This is a genomic window from Brevundimonas sp. UBA2503, assembly GCF_002341485.1.
Classification (GTDB): domain Bacteria; phylum Pseudomonadota; class Alphaproteobacteria; order Caulobacterales; family Caulobacteraceae; genus Brevundimonas; species Brevundimonas halotolerans.
This window is the reverse complement of sequence record NZ_DDOD01000009.1, coordinates 54,831-73,459: the sequence shown is the minus strand read 5'-3', so window position 1 is coordinate 73,459 and position 18,629 is coordinate 54,831. Positions and strand designations below refer to the sequence as shown.

Sequence of the window (18,629 nt, the reverse complement as noted above, 5' to 3'; positions counted from 1 at the left end):
CAATACGAATGGGAAACGGCGGACGAATCGCCCGCCGCTTCGATCAGTCTAGGCCCAAATCGGTGCGGACGGGTGTCCGCCCGGCTCAGGGGCGGGTAGCGCGCGGGCCGTCGGCGTCGAACAGGTCACCGAACTCGTCGCCTTCATACCACATGGGGCGCTCCTCGCCGTCGGCGATGGTCCGGGCGATCGAGGTGTTCACCCGCACGAACCGGGCCGCGGCGTTCCAGTCGAACGGCAGGTCCACCTCATCGCTGACCTGGTGATAGTTGTCCGCGAGGAAGGCTGCGGTCGCCTCACGCCCCTCGCCGCCCGGTCCGGTCGCCAGGAACACCGACGGCACGCCCGCCTTGACGAACTCATAGTGGTCCGAGCGCACGAACAGGTTCTCTTCCGGCATGTAGTCGGGCACCGTCGCCACCCCGACCTCGGCCGTCGCCTCGGCGACGATGGCGCCCAGCGTCGAGTGATCGGCGCCGAACGCGACCACATCGACGAAGTCATAGGTCAGGATCGGCATGTCCAGATTGACCACGCCGACGATGTCTTCCAGCGGCACGGTCGGATCGGCAGCAAAGCGGCTGGAGCCCAGCAGGCCCAGTTCCTCACCCGTCACCGCCAGGAACATGACCGACCGGCGCGGGCGCTCATCCGACAGCGACAGCGCGCGGGCCACCTCGATCAGGGTGGCGATGCCTGTGGCATTGTCCATGGCCCCGTTCGAGATGCGGTCCTCGGCGCTCTCGTCGTCCGAAATGCCCACGTGATCGAGATGACCCATGACCACCACGACTTCATCGGCGACCGACGGATCGGATCCGGGCAGGATGGCCACCACATTGGGGCTCTCGAAATAGCGAGCCTCGGCCGTCAGGCTGACGCTGGCCGCGCCCGGGATTTCAAACCCCTTGGGCGAGGCCCCCGCAGCGGCCGCGTCCTGAATGGCCGTCAGGTTCTGACCGGCGGCTTCGAACAGCATGGCCGTCGTCGGCTGCGACAGGAAGCCCTCGACCTTGATGCCCGGCGCATCGCTCTGCGGCACTCCGTCGGCGGTCGCCCAGCGGGTCTGGGGCTCCCCGAAATACCCCATCAGCGCCGACCACGGGATATTCCGCGTATCGGCCGAGTGGATCATGATGTAGCCGACCGCGCCGTGCTCAAAGGCCGTCGTTGCCTTGGCCGACCCCAGGTGGGCCGCCAGTTCGCTGGGCAGGCCCTCGGGCATGCCATAGAGGGCCAGCACGACCTTGCCCTCGACATCCAGCCCGTCGTAGTCGTCCAGACCGTGGCTGGGCACATCCAGACCATAGCCGACGAAGACGAAGCCGGTATCCAGCGCCACCTCACCGACCTGCGACGGGATCAGGGCGACGCCGTCGCCGTGATCCCAGTTGTGGGCGGTGCCGTTCGGTCCGGTCCAGCTCATCTGGCCGGCCGACAGGCTGATCTCGGCGAAATTGACCGGCTGGCGCCAGCTGGTGCGCTCGGCATTGCCCGCCGGCGTCAGGCCCAGCGCGAAGAAATGGCTCTCGACGTAGAGGGCCGCCAGCTCATAGCCGCGCGAGCCGGTGTCCCGGCCCTCCAGCGCATCATTCGGCCAGGAAGGTCACATGGGCCTCCATCCGGCGCGCGACCTGCGCATCCTCGGACGACTGGGCCAGCACCGGGGCCGCCAGCCCTCCGGCCAGAAGCAACGACAGGGCCGCGCCCATGCCTGCGAGACGACGAATACTCATGGTGTGACTTCCCCGATTTCTTTCGGCGCGACCCTAGTCCCGCAACCGCGCCTACAACAAGCCGGATCGTTGCAAGCGCTCGACCATCCAGTCCCGCGCGGGCGGCAGCGGCCTGTCACGCGGATGGAACACCCAGGCCTCGAGGAAATGGCCGGTCAGGGCCAGACCCAGACCGACATCCCCCTCAACGACCGCCGCCTGGTTGCCCAGCAGAAAGGGCGGCAGGCCCAGCAGCCGCTCAGCATAGGGCGCGCCCTCGGTCCGGCTGACCGCCCGGCCCGTGCGCGGGCTGACCCAGGCCAGATCGTCCGTCGACCCCGACACCGCGCACACATCCAGATTGAGGCCAAAGCCCAGACTGGCCAGCAGGCCCAGTTCGAAGCGAATGAACACCGCCGGCCAGACCGCATCATGGGCGAAGGCCGACATCAGCGCCTCCATCGCCGCAAAGATGCCGGGCTCCGGCTCTCGCTCGGGCAGCGCGCCCTGCACCACAGCGGTGGCAGCGGCCAACCCCGCCAGGGCCAGCGGTGAATCGAACAGCCGGCTGATATCCTCGCCGCGCGGCTCCAGCCGGGCCGAACCCAGCTGGCTGTCGTCGCGCGAGCGAAACGCGGCCCGCACTCGCGACCCCGGCTGCAGAAAGGGCTTCATGCGCCGCGAGGCCCCGCCCGCGACATAGGTCAGCCGCCGTCCGTGATGTTCGGTCAGCAGGTCAGCCACCACGCCCGTATCGCCATGCGGACGGGCCGAGAGCACAAAGGCGTCGTCCTCGAACTCCATCAGGGCCGAGCGGCTTCCCCGGCGCGGATCACGGCGACAACATCGCGCGCAACGTCATTGGGCACGGCAAAGCTGAGGACATATTGCTCGATCTTCCAGCCGTCATCGGTCAACCGCAGCACGCCCGAGCCCCGCACAGTGCCATAGCTGGCATTCTCCAGCACCTCATCGAAGACGGCGACGCAGCGGCAGTCGAGCGGCAGGATCGACAACTCGCGGCTGACGACCTGATAGTCCCACCCCTGCCCCCGGCTGAAATAGGGCGTGGCATAGGCTTCGAACTCCGCCACGGTCCAGCGCTCGGTCGCATCCGTGCCGATGAAGCGGGCATCCGGCGTGAACAGGGCGAAATAGGTCGCGCCATCCGCCTCGCGCGCGGCCTGGTGCAGGGCGTCGATGACCGCGCCGGGATCCCGGTCCTGGGCTCGCGCCGGACCGGACATGAGCGTCACGGCCGCGAGAAGGAGAAGAAGGGCTTTCATGGTGGGCTCCAGACTACGGACAGCCCGAGCATCCCTCAATGCGGGTCGCCTGTCTCGCGCGGAATTTTCTTCGCCGCAGCTCATTTAACCCGTCGGTTGACTATCGCCCCATCACCCGCTACTTAACCTGCCAGTTACATACGAAAGCCGCCATGACCCCCGACCCTCTCAGCGCCAAGTTTGCCGCACTCGCCGACCCGACCCGTCGGGCCATTCTGGCGCGGCTGTGTGAGGGCGAGGCCAGCGTCAACGAACTGGCTGAGCCCTTCGACATGAGCCTGCCGGCCGTGTCGAAACATCTGAAGGTTCTGGAAAAGGCCGGTCTCATCAGCCGCAGCCGTGAGGCCCAGTGGCGCCCGGCCAAGCTGGAACCCATGGCGCTGAAGGGCGTGGCCGACTGGCTGGAACACTATCGCCGCTACTGGGACGCCTCGTTCGATCGTCTCGATAGCTATCTGAGAAATCTGCAGAAAGGCAAAGACGATGGCCAACGAAACTGACAACCCGTGCGACACCGACGGCGCCGCCCACAGCTTCGATCTCGTGCTGGAGCGCATCATCGACGCCCCTCCCGAAAAGATCTTCCGCGCCTGGACCGAGCCTGAACTGATCAAACAATGGCTGGCCCCCAAACCCTGGACCATCACCGACGCGGTCTGTGACCCCCGCCCCGGCGGCCTGACACAGTTCACCATGCGCTCACCCGACGGTCAGGAATTCCCGAACTCTGGCGTCTTCCTCGAGGTCATCCCCAACCGGCGCATCGTCTCGACCGACGGCCTGACGCCCGACTGGAAGCCCGCCGGCCAGCCCTTCATGGTCAGCCGCATCGAGCTGGAGCCCCTGCCCGACGGTCGCACAAAATACACGGCCACCGCCCATCACTGGAACGAGGCCACGAAAAAGCAGCACGAGGAAATGGGCTTCCACGACGGCTGGGGTCAGTGCGCTGACCAGCTGGCCGAGCTGGTGAAGACCTTCTGACATGGCCGTGACCGACGATCTTGCGACCCGCCCCACCCTGCATATGACGCGGGTGTTCGACGCGCCCCGCCCGCTGGTCTGGATGGCCTGGACCCGCCCCGAGATGGCCGTTCAATGGATGGGCCCGGTCGAATGGCCGGCCATCAGCGCCACCCAGGATTTCCGCGTGGGGGGCGAGTGGCGCAAATGCCTGCGCTCGGTCGAAACGGGCGAGGAGCTCTGGCAGGGCGGCATCTATCTCGAGATCGTCGAGAACGAACGCCTCGTCTTCACCTTCAAATGGGACGAGAGCCACGAGGACGGCCCGCCCGCCGACACCCTTGTCACCGTGGTGTTCAGCGACACCGACGACGGCAAAACCCATATGGACCTCACCCACGCGGGCCTGAAGTCCGAACAGAGCCTGACCGGCCATCGCCACGGCTGGACCAGCACGACCGACCGGCTTGAGGCCTGGCTGGCCGCCCACAGGGATTAAAACGGAAGGACACCACCATGAAAATCGTGACCAGCCTCAGCTTCCGCGGCCAATGCCGCGAGGCCTTCGAATTCTACGCCAGGGTTCTCGGCGGAGAGATCACCGCCGCCATGCCCTACGGCGACGGGCCGCCCGACATGGGAGTGCCGGAGCATATGAAAGACTGGCTGATGCATGGCTGGCTGCAAATCGGGGATCAGGCCATCATGGGCGCCGATATGGATGTCCAGTGGGCTCCCGGCATCGACAAGCCGAAGAACGGCTTCGACGTTACCCTGCACACCCATGACGTCGCCGAGGCCCGTCGCTGGTTCGACGCCCTGTCCGAGGGGGGCAAGGTTGTGATGCCCTTCGGGGAGTCGTTCTGGTCGCCGGGCTTCGGCAGCCTCATCGACCGTTTCGGCATTCCCTGGATGATCAACACCAATCCGGACCTGCCGGCCTGAGGCGTCAGACCTTCTCGTTCAGCAAAGCCTGCTGATAGCCGCTGACCCAGACGTTGCGAAACCGGCGCGACCGCTCCGCATGATAGATGTGGGCCAGCTCCGCATAGGAGCGGTCGAAGTCGTCGTTGACGAACACATAGTCGAACTCGGTGGCGTGCTCGATCTCACCCTTGGCGTTGCGGATGCGGCGGTCGATGACCTCTTCCGCATCCTGCGAGCGGGTCACCAGACGACGGCGCAGCTCCTCAAGGCTGGGCGGCAGGATGAAGACCCGCACCGCGTCCTCGGGACAGCGGCGGGCCACTTCGCGCGCGCCCTGCCAGTCGATGTCGAACAGCACGTCGCGGCCCTCGGCCAAGGCCCGATCGACCGGCGCGCGGGGTGAGCCGTACAGATTGCCGTGCACATTGGCCCATTCAAGGAAGGCATCGGCCTCGATCAGGCGCTGAAACTCGGCCTCGTCGACAAAGTGATAGTCCCGCCCCGCCTGTTCGCCCGGACGGATCGGCCGCGTCGTCATGCTGACCGACAGCTCCAGCCCCCCGTGATCGGCCATCAACCGCCGGCACAGCGAGGTCTTGCCCGCGCCCGACGGGCTGGCCACGATCAGCAGGACGCCGCGGCGGGGCATACGATCATTCGACATTCTGAATCCTAATCCACAGCGCATTGTTTAAAAGTCAGTTTTTGGAACTCGCCGAATTCGCACCCACACCAGACCCACAGCAAGATGGCTTACTGGCTGAAGGATGCGAACGGCGATTCCGTGCGCGCCACACGCCTTGCTCACCCAATAGGGCGCCGACGGCGACACCGCAAACCGGGCCGTGTCGCAAGGGGCCCTGCTCTCCGCTCACTTTCGTTCAGAGGAACCACAATGACCACCGACCTCATCATCATTCTCGCCCATGAACTCGCATGCTCCCTGGAGATGAACTTCGAGGCAGCGGAGCGAGAGAAGCTCTGGCCCGAGGCGCTGGAAGGCCTGAGAGGAGCCGCTGACCACCTTCAAGGCAAGTCGCTACCAGTCCCCTCCGTCGTACTCAGCGTGCTACGGGCTTCTCCAGGTTGACCAGAGCAAGCCATGCTCGGGTCGCTGACCGATGTCGTTCCCGGGATCAGCGGGGCCTCTGGATCGCTTCGTGGCTGTGGTGGATCGTCCCTGACGATCGGCCGACAATCCTTCTGTGACGACCGGGGGTCACCGCATCGCTGCCCGGGCGACGGACCCCCGCGACCGCAAAGGTAACTCATGAAAGCTTCGAGCCTGCGAGACACGAACGACCTGATTGTCGTAACGTCTGTCCGATGAACCCCAATGAGCACTTCCAGCAACTCCTCGCCGCCGCCGCCGCCGAGCCGGAACCGCAGCGCCTGCTATTCGTCTTTGCCGGTGCCGAACTGCCCGACAGGGCCACGCCGGAGCAGGAGGCACGCTTTCGATCAGGAAAGGGAGGCGCGCTCGGGCCACTGATGTGCGTCGACAAGGCCCCGCGCGACCTGCCGGACTTCAAGGCGCTCGTCTCGGAGGCTGAAGAGGCCGGCCCGCCCTGGAGCGTCGTGTTCGCCGCGAGCCTGTCCGGACAAGCCGGACGTCCGCCTGACAAGGCCCGAATCGACCTCGCCCTGGAGACCATGGTCCAGGCCGTGCGCGACGGCCGCATTGGCGGCTTCGCGGCCTATGGACCCGACGGCGACTTCCTTGAGATCGCCTGAGCCGGGATGATTGCATGTGCAGGCCGCCACGAGACGTGGTCGGCGCTGAGGGCGCCCCGGGTCTTTGATGGGGGTCGTCCGGGCACTTGATGGATGCCAATTCGTTTTGACAACGGAGGTTGTAAATCCAGCGGACCAGCCCGGCCCGGGCAGAGAGGCAACCCACGTTCCGATGACCGCTGATCCGTCGCGCGAGCTCGTAAGTTCCTATTTTCCAGGAGCGCGATCGGAAGGTGAGCGCCGTCTACGCAACGAGATCGACGCGACCCTCGACCACTGGTTCCGCTGGCGTTCCGGTCGCTTCGAGGATAGCGCTTCCAATGACGCGGCGCCCGTTTCCGGTGCTCCTTTGCACGAGGGCGATCGGCTCGGACGGCGGCTGCTGACACTCTGCGATGCCCTGACGGCGGAGACCCCGACCTTTTCTCCCCGCTACATCGCCCACATGAAGGCTGATCTGTCCCTGCCGGGTCTGCTGGGCTGGTTCGCGGCCATGCTGCACAATCCCAACAACAGTTCGCGCGACGCCAGTCGCGTCGGCAGCGTGATCGAGACCGAGGCCATCGCCGCCCTGGCCGGCATGCTGGGCTATGATCCCGCGCAAGCCCAGGGGCATTTCACCTCCGGTGGGACGGTCGCCAACTTCGAGGCCGTCTGGCGCGCGCGCTACAGACTGGATCATTGGCTGGCACTGGCGCTGCATATTTCCGAAACCGACGGTGCACCCCTGGACCCCTTCGCGGCGGCCCATATGGGCTGGAACCAGTTCCGCCACCTGCAGACTCTTTACGGCGTCCCGGACGATGTCCTGAAGTCCTGTAGCGCGGCGGCGTCCAATCCGGGCGATGTCTGGCGTCGGATCAGTCGGGCGTCAGGACGGGATTACCGAGGACCGATAATGCTTGTTCCCGGAAACCGGCACTATTCCTGGAGCAAGTCCGCCAACGTGTTCGGCCTCGGCGGAGAAGCGATCTGGAGCGTGGCCCTGGACAAGGGCGGTCACCTGGACCTCGCCAATTTCGAACGTCAGGTGGAGCGCGCCCAGGCTGATGGAAGACCGATCCTTATGGCTGTCGCCGTGGCCGGGGCCACCGAGACAGGGGCCATTGATCCCCTCGATCGCCTCTATGACCGGTTGGACCTGTGGCGGGCGGAGCGGGGTTGGCGCATCTGGCGCCACGTCGATGCGGCCTATGGCGGCTTTCTCCGGGCCATGCTGGACGGCCCGTCAGAAGCAACCCTGGCCCCGGAGACGGCCGCCGCACTGCGGGCCATGGGACGTTCGGATTCGATCACCATCGACCCGCACAAGCTGGGCTATGTGCCCTATGCCTGCGGAGCCTTCCTGACGCCGGACGCCGAACATTACGCCGTCTCCGCCTTTGACGCTCCCTATCTGGACCGGCCGGAACTGGGCGACGGAAAGTGGTCGTCCACTCTGGAAGGGTCGCGGTCGGCGGCAGGCGCCGCGGCGACCTGGCTGACGGCGGAAACCCTCGGCTTAGGCGCGGACGGCCTCGGGGCTCTGATGGTCACTACGGTTGAGACCCGCCAGGCTTTCGAAGCCGCCGTACGGGAAGCTGTCCCGGAAGCGTGTTTCCTGCCCGCCGACAGCAATATCGCCTGCTTCTCGCTGGCTCGAGCCGGCGAGGCGCTGAGCCATTCCAACGTCCGTACCCAGGCTGTCTTTGATCATTTCCAGAGATCTCCGCATTTCGCCGTGTCCAAGACGACACTTGGTGCCGACAACGCCGCACTCATCGCCAATCTGCTCAGCGGCCATGGCGGCTATAATGACCGATCCGAGGGTGATGCCGGGATGCTGGTGATCCGCTGCGTCTTCATGAACCCCTATTGGTCTGACTCCTCGGTGCGGCACGACCTGCTGCCTCGCTTCATTGAGGAGTTGCGCCGAGCCCTGGCTGGCCCCGACGAAGCAAAGGCAGCCTGAAATGGAGACGACCATGACCCCTATCCTGTTCTTCGGCCGGGTCGGCGAACGTCTGGGCCCTGAAGGGAGCTTCGACCTGCCGAGCGAGGGCCTTACGGTTCGTGAGATCCGCAACCTGCTGGCCGAGCGCGACGAGGTCGCGGCAGACGCCCTGCTGCGCCCCGACGTCCGCGCCTCGGTCGACATGGTTGTGGTCAGTGAGGACTCCCTCGCCCGCCCGGGTCAGGAGATCGCGTTCTTTTCCCTGTTTTCGGGGGGCTGAGTTGGCCCTCGACGTCAGGCTCATCAGCACGCCCCTGTCCGCCCCTGCGGAGCTTGAGGCCTTTCTCGCCGGCCGCACGGGCGACGGTGCCGTGGTCACGTTCACCGGCCTTGCCCGGGGCACTGGCAAGGACGGCTCGATCGTCGAAACCCTTACGCTCGACTGGTATCCGGGCATGACCGAGCGGTCGATGCAGGATATCGCCGAAGCCGCCGCAGCGCGCTTTCCGGTTACGGATCTGGTCGTGGTCCATCGATGCGGCGAGATCGTCCCCGGCGAGACTATCGTGTTCGTCGCGGCCGCCGCTGCCCACCGTCGCGAAGCCTTCGCGGCGGCGGACTATCTGATGGACAGGCTCAAGACCGAGGCCGCATTCTGGAAACGCGAGACCGGCCCTTCCGGCACACGCTGGATCGAACCCGTTGACGAAGATCGCGCCGCCCTGGCGCGCTGGAAGGACGAGACCCCCTGATGGCCGGAAGAATTGATGAGACGCTGCCGTTTCACCCGCTCAACATCGCGGTGCTGACCATCTCGGACACCCGCGATGAAACGACTGACACCTCGGGCGGCACCCTGGTCGAGCGCCTGACCACGGCGGGCCACGTGCTGAAGGGCAAGGCCATCGTTCACGATGAGGTGGATGCCATCCGCAGCCAGCTCAAGATCTGGATCCAAGACCCGGATGTCGACGTCGTCCTGACCACGGGCGGTACCGGCTTCTCACCGCGTGACGTGACGCCTGAGGCCGTGAAGCCGCTGTTCCGACGTGACCTTGAGGGTTTTTCCGTGGTCTTCCACCTCGCCAGCCTGGGCACGGTCGGCGTGGCGACCCTTCAATCACGGGCGCTCGCGGGACAGGCCGAGGACACCTTCATCTTCTGCGTGCCCGGTTCGACCGGGGCGTGCCGCGACGCCTGGGACCTGGTGCTGGCGGAAGAGCTAGACAGCCGCTTCCGGCCCTGTTCCCTGGTGGGCCAGATCCCGCGTTTCCGGGGCATCTGCCCGTGAGCGCCCTGACCCATATGGACAGCGGCGGGCGCGTGCACATGGTCGACGTGGGCGACAAGACGCCGACGGCACGGCGGGCTGTGGCTGAAGGCCGGGTTATCTGTGCGCCTGCCACACTTGCGCTGGTCCAGGATGACCACGCACCCAAGGGTGCAGTGGTCACGACCGCCGAACTGGCCGGGATCATGGGGGCCAAGCGCACAGCGGATCTGATTCCGTTGTGCCACCCGCTCGGCCTCGACAAGGTCTCGGTGAAGATCGATCTCGACGATGCCCTGCCCGGCTTCATCGTTACTGCGGAGGCGCGTGTCTCGGGGTCGACCGGTGTCGAGATGGAGGCCCTGACCGCCGTCTCCGTCGCCTGCCTCACCCTCTATGACATGCTCAAGGCGGCTGACCGGGGTATGGTCATCAGCCAGGTCCGGCTGTTGTCCAAGTCGGGCGGACGATCGGGCGATTGGACCGCGTCGTGATCGATTTCGACTCCGCCGTCGCTCTGGTCCTGACCGAGGCCCGCCCGCTCCCCTGCGAGACGGTGGCGCTGGACGCCGCCGCCGACCGGGTACTGGCCGTCGATCTGCGGGCCCGCGGCGACGCCCCGCGCGCAGCGGTTTCAGCGATGGACGGCTACGCCGTGCGCGACGCCGACCTTGGGACCCTGCCGGCCCGACTGCCAATCACCACCGTTGCCTTCGCCGGGCGAGCCGACGTGCCGGTCCTGCCTGGCGGAACCTGCGCCCGGGTCTTTACCGGCGGACCCGTACCCCATGGGGCCGACAGGATCGTGGTCCAGGAGATTGTCGGCCGCGACGGAGACATGGCCGTGTTCGAGGTGACGCCCGGACCGGGCAAGCACATCCGCGCATCGGGGTCGGACTTCAGGGCCGGTGATACCTTGCTCCGCGCGGGGACGGCCCTCGGTTTTCGTGCCATGGTCGCCGCTGCAGCCGCTGACGTCGCCACGCTGCCGGTGGTAGGCCGCCCGCGCATAATCATCCTTGGCACCGGGGATGAACTGGCCGAACCGGGGCAGGCTCTGGAGACGCCCGGCAGCATTCCGGAGAGCGTCTCGTTCGGCGTCGCCGCCCTTGCGCGGCAATGCGGGGGTGAGGTGGTTGATCGCCGCCGCCTGACCGATACGCCTGAACTCCTTGAGGCTGCTGCCCGCCGCGCGCTCGACGAAGCCGATCTGGTGGTGGTCACGGGCGGTGCGTCCGTCGGCGAGAAGGACTACGCCCGCTCGATGTTCACCCCGCTCGGACTGGAAATGATCTTCTCCAAGGTGGCCATCAAACCGGGCAAGCCGGTCTGGTTCGGGCGGGCAGGCGGGAAGCTGGTCCTGGGTCTGCCTGGCAATCCCACCTCAGCGCTGGTGACGGCCCGTCTGTTCATGGCGCCACTGGTCGCCGGTCTGGCGGGGAGAGATCCGAGCGCGCTGCTGAGCTGGCGGGACATGACCCTGACTGCGCCGCTGAAACCCTGCGGAGATCGGGAGACCTTTGAGCGCGGCCGTCTGGTCGGAGGCGGTGTCGCGCCATTGTCTGTCCAGGACTCTGCGACACAGATGGCCTTGGCGACTGCGGATGTTCTGATCCGGCGGCGCCCCGGCGCTACAGCTCTCGACGCCGGGGACACCGCCCTCGTTCTGGACTTCTGAACCCGCTCAGAGGAAGCGCTGGAAAAGGATATTGTTCTCCAGGTGGACGTGCTCGCGCAGGTCCATATCCAGCTTGCTGCACCCGGCATACAGAGCACGCCAGGTAGCGCACGCCCCGTCCGGCACGACGAAGTCGTCGGTCAGCTCCGCCATGAAAGCCAGCAAAGCCCCCAGGTCATCGTGGTCCTGCATCATCCGGGAGATCGGGCCACACAGGGCCGGACCAATGCCATTGAGCATGGCTGGAAACAGGACAGCCTCCTCCTTGTGCTGATGGTCTTCGAGATCATCGAACATATCGGAAAGCAGGTTGGCCAACCCGTGCGGGCAGTCGGCCCTGTCGCGGTGAACCGACTCGACGCGGCGGGCCAAAGCGATGATCTCGGGGAATTCGCGCCGGTGCACCTTGTGATAGCGCTCAACAATGTGGGCGATCAGGTCGGCCGTCTCGGCGGGCGCGTGGACCCCCGGCGCTTCCAGAGCGTGGAGCTCCGCCTCAAGCGCCGACAGATCGAGGCCTCGGCTCTCCGCTTCCTTGGCGAGCAAGACGTCGCCTCTGCAACAAAAGTCGATCTTGTAGCGCCGAAAGACCGTCGTGGCTCCCGGCAGGATGACAGCGATCTCGCCGACGGAAAGATGTTCAAGCGACATGTTCCAGAGTGTCCTCTTCCTTTCGCGCTCCCATGCGCGAGCGTGATGATCGGGTCTTCGTAAGGCGTCGCAGCGGCCCGATGCTTGACGTCAGTCAAGCCTCGCATTGATGCCGGTCCGGGTGCGCGACACCCCTGCGGCCCTTCCAAGTGCCGCAGGGAATCGGCGAATCTGAACTCCAATTTTGAAGGGGTGCAGAGATGGCGTTCGATAGTCCGCTGGCGGGTGAGATCTGGAGCAAGAAATATCGTTTCCGGCCGAACGACGGGGCCGGAGATGCGACCGTTGAGGCCACGTGGGACCGGGTCGCGACCGCGCTCGCTGAAGCCGAACCTGCAAAGTTGCGCGGTCGCTGGCGCGCCCGTTTTCGGGACGCGCTTGAAGACTACCGCTTCCTGCCCGCCGGACGGATTCTCGCGGGGGCGGGCACTGGCCGCGCCGTCACCCTGTTCAACTGCTTCGTCATGGGCACAGTGCCCGATGACCTCGACGGCATCTTCCTGCACCTGCGCGAGGCTGCGGTGACCATGCAGCAGGGTGGCGGCGTCGGCATGGACTTCTCCACGGTGCGGCCGTCCGGTGCGCCGGTAAAGGGCGTGGGGGCGGAAGCCTCTGGCCCGCTCAGCTTCATGGACGTCTGGGATTCCATGTGCCGCACCATCATGTCTGCCGGCCAAAGGCGCGGGGCGATGATGGGCTGCCTGCGGATTGACCATCCGGACATCGAGGCCTTCATCGACGCCAAGCGGGATGCGGTCCGGTTCCGGAACTTCAACCTCTCTGTGCTGGTCACCGACGCCTTCATGACCGCCCTGGACGCCGACGCGGACTGGCCTCTGGTGTTCGGTGGCGAGGTGCGGCGCACCGTTCGGGCGGCAGATTTGTGGAACCGCCTGATGCAGGCCACCTATGACGCCGCCGAGCCGGGGGTGATCTTCATCGACCGCGTCAACGCGGCGAACAACCTTGCCCATTGCGAGGTGATCTCGGCCTCCAATCCTTGTGGCGAGCAGATGCTGCCCCCCTACGGCGCCTGCCTGCTGGGGTCCATCAATCTGGCCCGTCTGGTCTCTTCTCCGTTCGATCCCGGCGCCGCCATGGATGAAGTCGAGCTGGCGGCTCTCACCCGCACGGCGGTGCGGATGCTGGACAATGTCATTGACGTCTCCCGCTTCCCCCTGCCGGCGCAGGAAGAAGAGGCCCGGGCCAAGCGCCGCCTCGGCCTTGGCGTGACGGGGCTCGCCGACGCCCTGATCTTCTGCGGCGCCCGCTATGGCGAGGACCGGGCCGTGGCCCTGACGGAACAGTGGCTGGGGTTGATCCGGCGGGAGGCCTATCGCGCCTCGGCCGAGCTGGCAGCCGAGAAGGGCGCCTTCCCCCTCTATGATCCGGCTATGCTGGATCGGCCAAACCTCGCGGGACTGGATCCCGAGACACGCGACCTGATTGCCCGGCACGGCCTGCGCAACGGTTGCCTGACCTCGATCGCTCCCACGGGAACGACGTCTCTCCTGGCGGGGAATGTGTCGTCCGGAATCGAGCCCGTGTTCGCCTTCACTTACACCCGCAAGGTGTTGCAGCCGGATGGCAGCAAGCGCGAGGAAGCCGTGGAGGACTACGCCTTCACGCTCTGGAAGCGGATCATGGGAGCGGGCGCTCCGCTGGAAAGCGCGCCGGGCGACGCCTTTGTCACCGCTCAGACCCTGACCCCGGAGCATCATCTGCGGATGCAGGCGGCGGCCCAGGCCCAGATCGACAGCTCCATCTCCAAGACCATCAACTGCCCCGAAGATATTACCTTCGACGCCTTCTCCGATGTCTATCGGCAGGGCTATCGTCTGGGCTGCAAGGGTCTGACGACCTATCGGCCCAATGCCATCACTGGCTCGGTCCTGAGCGTCGAGCCGTCGCCGTCAGACGAGACCGTTCCGGTCGGGCCTGTGTTGACGCCGAGGCCTGCGCGGCTGGAGGGTGCGACCTACAAGGTGCGCTGGCCGCTGGACGCGCACGCCGTCTATGTGACGATCAATGACTCCAACGACGAGCCCGGAGGCGAGCGGCGTCCGATGGAGATTTTCGTCAACTCCAAGAACATGGCTCACTATGCCTGGACCGTCGCCCTTACCCGGATGGTGTCGGCTGTTTTCCGGCGGGGTGGCGACGTCTCCTTTGTGGCAGAAGAACTCAAGGCGGTCTTCGACCCGGGCGGCGGGGCCTGGATGGAGGGGCGCTATACGCCGTCCCTTCCGGCCGCCATTGGAGCGGTGATCGAGCGTCACATGAACCTCTCGGCCGGTGACGGCGCCTCTGCGCCTGAAGCCGCGCCTGTACAGGACCCCGGCCCAGCGACCGCTGCAGCGCCTGCTCCCACGGCCTGTCCGCGATGCGGCACGCCGGGTCTTGTTCGCAAGGAAGGCTGCGACAGCTGCCTCGACTGCGGCTATTCCCGATGCGGATAGCACCTCTGCGTCGCTCTTCGTCGAGTCATGGGTGGACTGAACTCCTGTATCGCTCGCGGCGGCCTGTGGAGGTCCTGCTGACGGCTTCCCTTCGGGGGGTGGCGCGTCGTCAGCCTGACGCGTTCGATCGGTTGGGTGAAGTCCGTCGGGCTACCATACGCATTATGCCTGACGGCTTGCCCTTCGCCTTTGAGATGCGGCCGGACGGCACCGCCGGGTCCATCCGGGTGGTCCGCTCCAATGCAGATCCCGGCGAGACGTCGGCTTGCATAAGGGGTCCGCTGCTGACGCTGTTGTCCCTGTTTGACGGTCGGCGAGATGCCGACGGCGCCTTTTTCCAGCGCCGCATCGACGTCAACGGCGATACCGTCGCCATCCTGGCTTTGCACAATGCGCTCGAAGCATCGGAGTTGACGATGGCCGATATCCTGGGCTTGCCACGCCAGCTGGATCCGCTGCTGCAGACCGCCTTGTCGATCGCCGGACACTGGCGCCCAGTCGAGGCCTACCCGTGAACAGACGTGCGGCTTCAGGGCTGGAATTAGTGTGCCCAGCTGGCTCGCCAGCCATGCTGAGAGCGGCGATCGAGGCTGGCGCGGACAGCGTCTACTGCGGCTTCCGCGACGAGACCAATGCACGAAATTTCCCGGGTCTGAACTTCTCCCCCGAGGAACTACGCGTCGCGACCGACTGGGCACACGAGCGCGGCGCGCGGGTCCTGCTGGCGCTGAATACCTTTGCCCGTGCCGACGCCACCGATGTGTGGCGGGCCTCAGCTGACGCCGCTGTTGCGGCCGGTGTGGACGCGGTGATCGCCGCGGACCTCGCCGTACTGTCTCATTTGCGCGCCAACCATCCGGACACGCGGCTTCATCTGTCGGTGCAGGCTGCGGCGGGGACGCCGGAAGCGATCGCCTTTTACGCTCATGAATACGGGGTGAAACGGGTGGTTCTGCCCCGTGTCCTCAGCGTCGAGGAAATCAGGAGTTTGACACCGGAAATTTCCGTCGAGACCGAAGCCTTCGTCTACGGCGGACTATGCGTGATGGCCGAGGGGCGCTGCGCCCTGTCCTCTTATGCCTCGGGAAGATCGCCGAACCTGTCAGGGGTGTGTTCGCCGCCCGAGGCGGTGAGTTTCAGCGACGACCACGGCGAGCGCACGACGCGATTGTCCGGCTTCGCCATTGACCGGCTGCCAGCGGGCCAGGTCGGCGGCTATCCGACCCTCTGCAAGGGCCGATTCCGGGGCGGCGGCTCCGATGAGCCGGGCTATCTGTTTGAGGATCCGGTCAGTCTGAACGCCATGAGCCTGCTGGCGGGCCTTGCGGGGGCCGGCGTCACAGCCGTCAAGATTGAGGGACGACAGAGAGGCCGCGCCTATGTGTCCCGCGTCGCCGCCGCCTTTCGGGCGGCGATCGACGCCATCGGGCGCGGGGAATCCCCGGCCCCCTATGAGTCCCGGCTGGGTGACCTCGCTGAAGGCGCACGGGAGACCACCGGTGCCTATCGGAAACGCTGGCGATGAGCGGTTCGATGGAACTGGCGATCGGACCCCTGCTGTTCAACTGGCCGGCGGAACAGGTCGAAGCCTTCTATGCCCGGATCGCCGACGAGGCACCGGTGGGGACGGTCTATCTCGGCGAGGTGGTGTGTGGAAAGCGTCAGCCCCTGCTGCAGGACGTCCTGGCGCGCGCAGCAGATCGGCTGGAGGCGGCGGGCAAGACCGTGATCTGGTCGACCCTTGCTATCCCCTCCTCGCCGAGGGAGCGCCGGCTGGCGGCTGAGCTCTCCGCAGACCCCGACCATCTGATCGAGGCCGGGGACATGTCAGCGGTCTGGAGCCGGGCACCAGCCCCGTTTGTCGCCGGCCCGCTGCTGAACGTCTACAGCGCCCCTGCGGCGGCGGAGCTGGTGCGGATGGGCTGTGTGCGTCTGTGCGCCAACATCGAACTCCCCCTGACCTCGATCGCCGGAATCGCGCAAGCCTGTCCCGGGCTCGAACTCGAGCTCTTCGCCTTCGGTCGCCTGCCGCTGGCCCTGTCGAGCCGCTGCGCCCAGGCTCGGATGGAGGGCCTGCACCGGGACGCCTGCCGCTATGTCTGCGATCGCCATCCTGACGGAATGGATGTCGCGACCATCGAGAGTCAGGATTTTCTGGCCATCAACGGACTGCAAACCCTGTCGCACGGATGTCAGCTGGTTGATGTTGAGCTTGAAGCGCTCAAGCAAGCCGGCGTCTCGGTCCTGCGACTATCGCCGCACAGTCTGGACATGATCGCAGTCTCCAACCTGTTCCTCGAATTCTCTACCGGGCGGATCATGGCAGAGGAACTTGCGTTGAAAATCGAGCCTCTTGGCCCGCCCGGACCCCTGGTCAGCGGCTATCTACACGGCATGGCCGGCGCTCGCTGGGGGCGTGGGGGTGTCGCGGCATGAACACGACCGAACTGGAGGCCCGGCGGGCCAGAATAGACCGGATCGATTCCGCCCTGGTGCGGTTGGTCGCAGCCCGCCAGCGCCAGGTCGCGGTCATCGCCACACTCAAGACGGGGCCGGACAGTGCCCGGGATCCTGTCCGGATCGCCGCCATCCTTACCCGCGTCCAGTCGGCAGCACGGCGTTGCGGGCTGGACGAAGCGATCGCAATTCCGGTCTGGCGCGAGCTTCTCGAGCGTTCGGCCGAGTCTCAGAAGACGCTCATTGCCTGTGCTGAAAAGACTGATCCATCGACTTGACGAAGTGCAGGTCGCAGCATCCGGTCCGTCAATCAGGTCTACGCCCGGGTCCTCTATTCACAGGTCGCATCGTCGTCCCGGAGTCCCTATGAACACCGCCGCTGCCATCCGCGCCCATCGCGGGCCCGCCATCTTCAGCATTGGTCTGCGCCCCTTCTATCTGTTTTCGGCCTTGTGGTCGGCTATCGCCGCACCGCTCTGGCTTTACGCTTTTCTCAGCGGCGGACCTGTCGGGCTGAGCTGGCATGTCCACGAGATGCTGTTCGGCTATACGGGCGGGATCGTCGTCGGCTTCCTGCTCACCGCCGTGCCCAACTGGACGGGTCGCCTGCCGGTCGTGGGGACGCCGCTGGCCCTGCTGTTCGGCCTGTGGCTGGCAGGCCGGGGTGCCATGCTGGCCATGGCCCTCGACGCCAATCTGGCGGCGGCAATCTGGCCCTTGATGGTTGACGGTCTGTTCCTGTTCGCCATGGCCTTCGTGGTCTGGCGGGAGGTGCTGACTGGGCGCAACTGGCGCAATGTACCGGTTGCCCTCATGGTCACCATATTTGCCCTCGCCAATGCCGGATTTCACATCGAGTCAGGCGCCGGCGGCGTCGCAAACCTGTCCACCCGCCTGGGTCTTGCAGTCGTGGCCATGCTGATCGCGGTCATCGGGGGTCGGGTTACCCCGAGCTTCACCCGCAACTGGCAGATCAGGCGCGGCGGACCATTGCCGGCTGTCGTCGGCCGGTTCGACGCCGTGACCCTGGCGGTCACAGCTGTGGGCCTCATCGCATGGGGCATCGCGCCGGCCCACCCGTTGGCGGGTGCCCTCATGCTGTCGGCGGGAGGATTGAACCTGCTCCGGCTGATCCGGTGGCGCGGTGATGCCACGGCAGCGGAACCCCTCGTGTGGATTCTGCACCTTGGCTACCTGTGGCTGGCTGCGGGCCTCTTTCTCACGGGGCTGTCAGCGGCCGCGCCCGGACTGGTCCCCCCCACTGTCGGTGTTCACGCCCTGACAGCGGGCGCAATCGGCGTCATGACGCTCGCCATCATGACTCGCGCCAGTCGCGGCCATACGGGTCGGCCGTTGAACGCCGGCAAGGTCGAGGTTCTGATCTATGTACTGGTCAATGCTGCGGCGCTAACCCGAGTCGTGGGAGGCTTGATCCCGGACATCTATCAGCCCTTGCTAATCGCCTCGGCAGCACTCTGGTCAGCGGCCTTTCTGACATTCGCGATCGGCTATGCTCCCATGTTGCTGTTACCCCGGCCGGATCGCGGATGATGGTG

At 66.1% G+C, this 18,629-nt stretch carries 24 protein-coding genes; 18 read left to right on the top strand and 6 right to left on the bottom strand.

What is annotated here, in order from left to right:
- Positions 1 to 85: 85 nt before the first annotated feature.
- The 4 genes from B4K74_RS03855 to B4K74_RS03840 all read right to left on the bottom strand — a co-directional run bounded on the left by B4K74_RS03855 (position 86) and on the right by B4K74_RS03840 (position 3,001).
- Entirely contained in the window at positions 86 to 1,426 is a 1,341-nt protein-coding gene (locus B4K74_RS03855; RefSeq protein ID WP_286691825.1) for a M20/M25/M40 family metallo-hydrolase, read from the bottom strand.
- A gap of 163 nt (positions 1,427 to 1,589) precedes the next feature.
- On the bottom strand, positions 1,590 to 1,736 hold the full coding sequence (locus B4K74_RS03850) for a hypothetical protein (RefSeq protein ID WP_286691824.1): 147 nt from the start codon (positions 1,734 to 1,736) through the stop codon (positions 1,590 to 1,592).
- Positions 1,737 to 1,787: 51 nt separating this feature from the next.
- Positions 1,788 to 2,519 (bottom strand): DNA repair protein RecO, encoded by a 732-nt coding sequence (recO, locus tag B4K74_RS03845; RefSeq protein ID WP_123286457.1) that lies wholly within the window; start codon positions 2,517 to 2,519, stop codon positions 1,788 to 1,790.
- A complete protein-coding gene (locus tag B4K74_RS03840) occupies positions 2,519 to 3,001 on the bottom strand; it encodes a nuclear transport factor 2 family protein (RefSeq protein WP_286691823.1) in 483 nt (160 codons plus the stop codon). Before B4K74_RS03840 ends, recO begins: the two co-directional genes overlap by 1 nt.
- Before the next feature lie 152 nt (positions 3,002 to 3,153).
- Here B4K74_RS03840 and B4K74_RS03835 point away from each other — a divergent pair, with 152 nt between their 5' ends.
- The 4 genes from B4K74_RS03835 to B4K74_RS03820 are packed head-to-tail and all read left to right on the top strand — an operon-like array spanning position 3,154 to position 4,909.
- Positions 3,154 to 3,501, top strand: coding sequence for an ArsR/SmtB family transcription factor (locus B4K74_RS03835; protein ID WP_123286456.1), 348 nt, complete (start codon positions 3,154 to 3,156; stop codon positions 3,499 to 3,501).
- A complete protein-coding gene (locus B4K74_RS03830; protein ID WP_286691822.1) occupies positions 3,485 to 3,985 on the top strand; it encodes an SRPBCC family protein in 501 nt (166 codons plus the stop codon). The genes B4K74_RS03835 and B4K74_RS03830 overlap by 17 nt, the downstream gene beginning before the upstream one ends.
- A 7-nt stretch (positions 3,986 to 3,992) precedes the next feature.
- Complete coding sequence (locus B4K74_RS03825; RefSeq protein WP_414630924.1) at positions 3,993 to 4,463, top strand: SRPBCC family protein; 471 nt, start codon at positions 3,993 to 3,995, stop codon at positions 4,461 to 4,463.
- Positions 4,464 to 4,480: 17 nt separating this feature from the next.
- Positions 4,481 to 4,909: a VOC family protein gene (locus B4K74_RS03820; protein ID WP_123286453.1), complete on the top strand. Its 429-nt coding sequence runs from the start codon at positions 4,481 to 4,483 to the stop codon at positions 4,907 to 4,909.
- A 4-nt stretch (positions 4,910 to 4,913) separates the two neighbouring features.
- Here B4K74_RS03820 and gmk read toward each other — a convergent pair whose 3' ends face one another.
- Positions 4,914 to 5,555 carry a guanylate kinase gene (gene gmk / locus B4K74_RS03815; RefSeq protein WP_123286452.1) on the bottom strand — a complete coding sequence of 214 codons (642 nt, stop codon included), beginning with the start codon at positions 5,553 to 5,555 and terminating at the stop codon, positions 4,914 to 4,916.
- A gap of 231 nt (positions 5,556 to 5,786) precedes the next feature.
- Here gmk and B4K74_RS03810 point away from each other — a divergent pair, with 231 nt between their 5' ends.
- The 8 genes from B4K74_RS03810 (at position 5,787) to B4K74_RS03775 (ending at position 11,506) form a co-directional block, all read left to right on the top strand.
- Positions 5,787 to 5,981, top strand: a complete 195-nt coding sequence (locus B4K74_RS03810) for a hypothetical protein (protein ID WP_123286451.1) — start codon at positions 5,787 to 5,789, stop codon at positions 5,979 to 5,981.
- Between the two features lie 236 nt (positions 5,982 to 6,217).
- The gene (locus B4K74_RS03805) at positions 6,218 to 6,625 is read left to right on the top strand and encodes a ribonucleotide reductase subunit alpha (protein WP_123286450.1); all 408 of its coding nucleotides are present in this window, start codon (positions 6,218 to 6,220) and stop codon (positions 6,623 to 6,625) included.
- A 172-nt stretch (positions 6,626 to 6,797) separates the two neighbouring features.
- Positions 6,798 to 8,576 carry a pyridoxal phosphate-dependent decarboxylase family protein gene (locus B4K74_RS03800; RefSeq protein ID WP_286691820.1) on the top strand — a complete coding sequence of 593 codons (1,779 nt, stop codon included), beginning with the start codon at positions 6,798 to 6,800 and terminating at the stop codon, positions 8,574 to 8,576.
- 13 nt (positions 8,577 to 8,589) lie between these two features.
- Entirely contained in the window at positions 8,590 to 8,838 is a 249-nt protein-coding gene (locus B4K74_RS03795) for a MoaD/ThiS family protein (RefSeq protein ID WP_164461817.1), read from the top strand.
- A 1-nt stretch (position 8,839) separates the two neighbouring features.
- Entirely contained in the window at positions 8,840 to 9,310 is a 471-nt protein-coding gene (locus tag B4K74_RS03790; RefSeq protein WP_286691819.1) for a molybdenum cofactor biosynthesis protein MoaE, read from the top strand.
- Positions 9,310 to 9,849: a molybdenum cofactor biosynthesis protein B gene (gene moaB, locus B4K74_RS03785; protein ID WP_286691818.1), complete on the top strand. Its 540-nt coding sequence runs from the start codon at positions 9,310 to 9,312 to the stop codon at positions 9,847 to 9,849. Before B4K74_RS03790 ends, moaB begins: the two co-directional genes overlap by 1 nt.
- Entirely contained in the window at positions 9,846 to 10,322 is a 477-nt protein-coding gene (moaC, locus tag B4K74_RS03780; RefSeq protein ID WP_286691817.1) for a cyclic pyranopterin monophosphate synthase MoaC, read from the top strand. Before moaB ends, moaC begins: the two co-directional genes overlap by 4 nt.
- Positions 10,319 to 11,506, top strand: coding sequence for a molybdopterin molybdotransferase MoeA (locus B4K74_RS03775; RefSeq protein WP_286691816.1), 1,188 nt, complete (start codon positions 10,319 to 10,321; stop codon positions 11,504 to 11,506). The genes moaC and B4K74_RS03775 overlap by 4 nt, the downstream gene beginning before the upstream one ends.
- A 6-nt stretch (positions 11,507 to 11,512) precedes the next feature.
- Here the strand turns inward: B4K74_RS03775 and ric are convergent, their stop codons facing one another.
- On the bottom strand, positions 11,513 to 12,157 hold the full coding sequence (gene ric / locus B4K74_RS03770) for an iron-sulfur cluster repair di-iron protein (protein ID WP_286691815.1): 645 nt from the start codon (positions 12,155 to 12,157) through the stop codon (positions 11,513 to 11,515).
- A 200-nt stretch (positions 12,158 to 12,357) separates the two neighbouring features.
- Between ric and B4K74_RS03765 the strand changes: the two genes are divergently transcribed.
- From B4K74_RS03765 to B4K74_RS03740, 6 genes are all read left to right on the top strand, one after another.
- The gene (locus B4K74_RS03765) at positions 12,358 to 14,616 is read left to right on the top strand and encodes an adenosylcobalamin-dependent ribonucleoside-diphosphate reductase (protein ID WP_286691814.1); all 2,259 of its coding nucleotides are present in this window, start codon (positions 12,358 to 12,360) and stop codon (positions 14,614 to 14,616) included.
- Complete coding sequence (gene ubiT / locus B4K74_RS03760) at positions 14,541 to 15,131, top strand: ubiquinone anaerobic biosynthesis accessory factor UbiT (protein WP_123286442.1); 591 nt, start codon at positions 14,541 to 14,543, stop codon at positions 15,129 to 15,131. The genes B4K74_RS03765 and ubiT overlap by 76 nt, the downstream gene beginning before the upstream one ends.
- Before the next feature lie 53 nt (positions 15,132 to 15,184).
- Complete coding sequence (ubiU, locus tag B4K74_RS03755) at positions 15,185 to 16,141, top strand: ubiquinone anaerobic biosynthesis protein UbiU (RefSeq protein ID WP_286691813.1); 957 nt, start codon at positions 15,185 to 15,187, stop codon at positions 16,139 to 16,141.
- A complete protein-coding gene (gene ubiV / locus B4K74_RS03750; RefSeq protein ID WP_286691812.1) occupies positions 16,138 to 17,052 on the top strand; it encodes a ubiquinone anaerobic biosynthesis protein UbiV in 915 nt (304 codons plus the stop codon). The genes ubiU and ubiV overlap by 4 nt, the downstream gene beginning before the upstream one ends.
- Positions 17,049 to 17,351, top strand: a complete 303-nt coding sequence (locus B4K74_RS03745) for a chorismate mutase (protein WP_123286439.1) — start codon at positions 17,049 to 17,051, stop codon at positions 17,349 to 17,351. The genes ubiV and B4K74_RS03745 overlap by 4 nt, the downstream gene beginning before the upstream one ends.
- 88 nt (positions 17,352 to 17,439) lie before the next feature.
- A complete protein-coding gene (locus B4K74_RS03740; protein WP_286691811.1) occupies positions 17,440 to 18,624 on the top strand; it encodes an NnrS family protein in 1,185 nt (394 codons plus the stop codon).
- Positions 18,625 to 18,629 lie beyond the last annotated feature (5 nt).

Excerpts from the sequence above, each read along its gene's own strand:
- B4K74_RS03745 (WP_123286439.1), top strand. The coding sequence starts at position 17,049 with ATGAACACGACCGAACTGGAGGCCCGGCGGGCCAGAATAGACCGGATC.
- B4K74_RS03830 (WP_286691822.1), top strand. The coding sequence starts at position 3,485 with ATGGCCAACGAAACTGACAACCCGTGCGACACCGACGGCGCCGCCCAC.
- recO (WP_123286457.1), bottom strand. The coding sequence starts at position 2,519 with ATGGAGTTCGAGGACGACGCCTTTGTGCTCTCGGCCCGTCCGCATGGC.
- moaB (WP_286691818.1), top strand. The coding sequence starts at position 9,310 with ATGGCCGGAAGAATTGATGAGACGCTGCCGTTTCACCCGCTCAACATC.
- ubiU (WP_286691813.1), top strand. The coding sequence starts at position 15,185 with ATGCTGAGAGCGGCGATCGAGGCTGGCGCGGACAGCGTCTACTGCGGC.
- B4K74_RS03740 (WP_286691811.1), top strand. The coding sequence starts at position 17,440 with ATGAACACCGCCGCTGCCATCCGCGCCCATCGCGGGCCCGCCATCTTC.
- B4K74_RS03855 (WP_286691825.1), bottom strand. The coding sequence starts at position 1,426 with ATGAGCTGGACCGGACCGAACGGCACCGCCCACAACTGGGATCACGGC.
- gmk (WP_123286452.1), bottom strand. The coding sequence starts at position 5,555 with ATGTCGAATGATCGTATGCCCCGCCGCGGCGTCCTGCTGATCGTGGCC.
- B4K74_RS03800 (WP_286691820.1), top strand. The coding sequence starts at position 6,798 with ATGACCGCTGATCCGTCGCGCGAGCTCGTAAGTTCCTATTTTCCAGGA.
- ric (WP_286691815.1), bottom strand. The coding sequence starts at position 12,157 with ATGTCGCTTGAACATCTTTCCGTCGGCGAGATCGCTGTCATCCTGCCG.
- B4K74_RS03810 (WP_123286451.1), top strand. The coding sequence starts at position 5,787 with ATGACCACCGACCTCATCATCATTCTCGCCCATGAACTCGCATGCTCC.
- B4K74_RS03805 (WP_123286450.1), top strand. The coding sequence starts at position 6,218 with ATGAACCCCAATGAGCACTTCCAGCAACTCCTCGCCGCCGCCGCCGCC.
- B4K74_RS03840 (WP_286691823.1), bottom strand. The coding sequence starts at position 3,001 with ATGAAAGCCCTTCTTCTCCTTCTCGCGGCCGTGACGCTCATGTCCGGT.
- B4K74_RS03765 (WP_286691814.1), top strand. The coding sequence starts at position 12,358 with ATGGCGTTCGATAGTCCGCTGGCGGGTGAGATCTGGAGCAAGAAATAT.
- B4K74_RS03835 (WP_123286456.1), top strand. The coding sequence starts at position 3,154 with ATGACCCCCGACCCTCTCAGCGCCAAGTTTGCCGCACTCGCCGACCCG.
- B4K74_RS03850 (WP_286691824.1), bottom strand. The coding sequence starts at position 1,736 with ATGAGTATTCGTCGTCTCGCAGGCATGGGCGCGGCCCTGTCGTTGCTT.
- B4K74_RS03820 (WP_123286453.1), top strand. The coding sequence starts at position 4,481 with ATGAAAATCGTGACCAGCCTCAGCTTCCGCGGCCAATGCCGCGAGGCC.
- B4K74_RS03795 (WP_164461817.1), top strand. The coding sequence starts at position 8,590 with ATGACCCCTATCCTGTTCTTCGGCCGGGTCGGCGAACGTCTGGGCCCT.
- ubiT (WP_123286442.1), top strand. The coding sequence starts at position 14,541 with ATGCGGCACGCCGGGTCTTGTTCGCAAGGAAGGCTGCGACAGCTGCCT.
- ubiV (WP_286691812.1), top strand. The coding sequence starts at position 16,138 with ATGAGCGGTTCGATGGAACTGGCGATCGGACCCCTGCTGTTCAACTGG.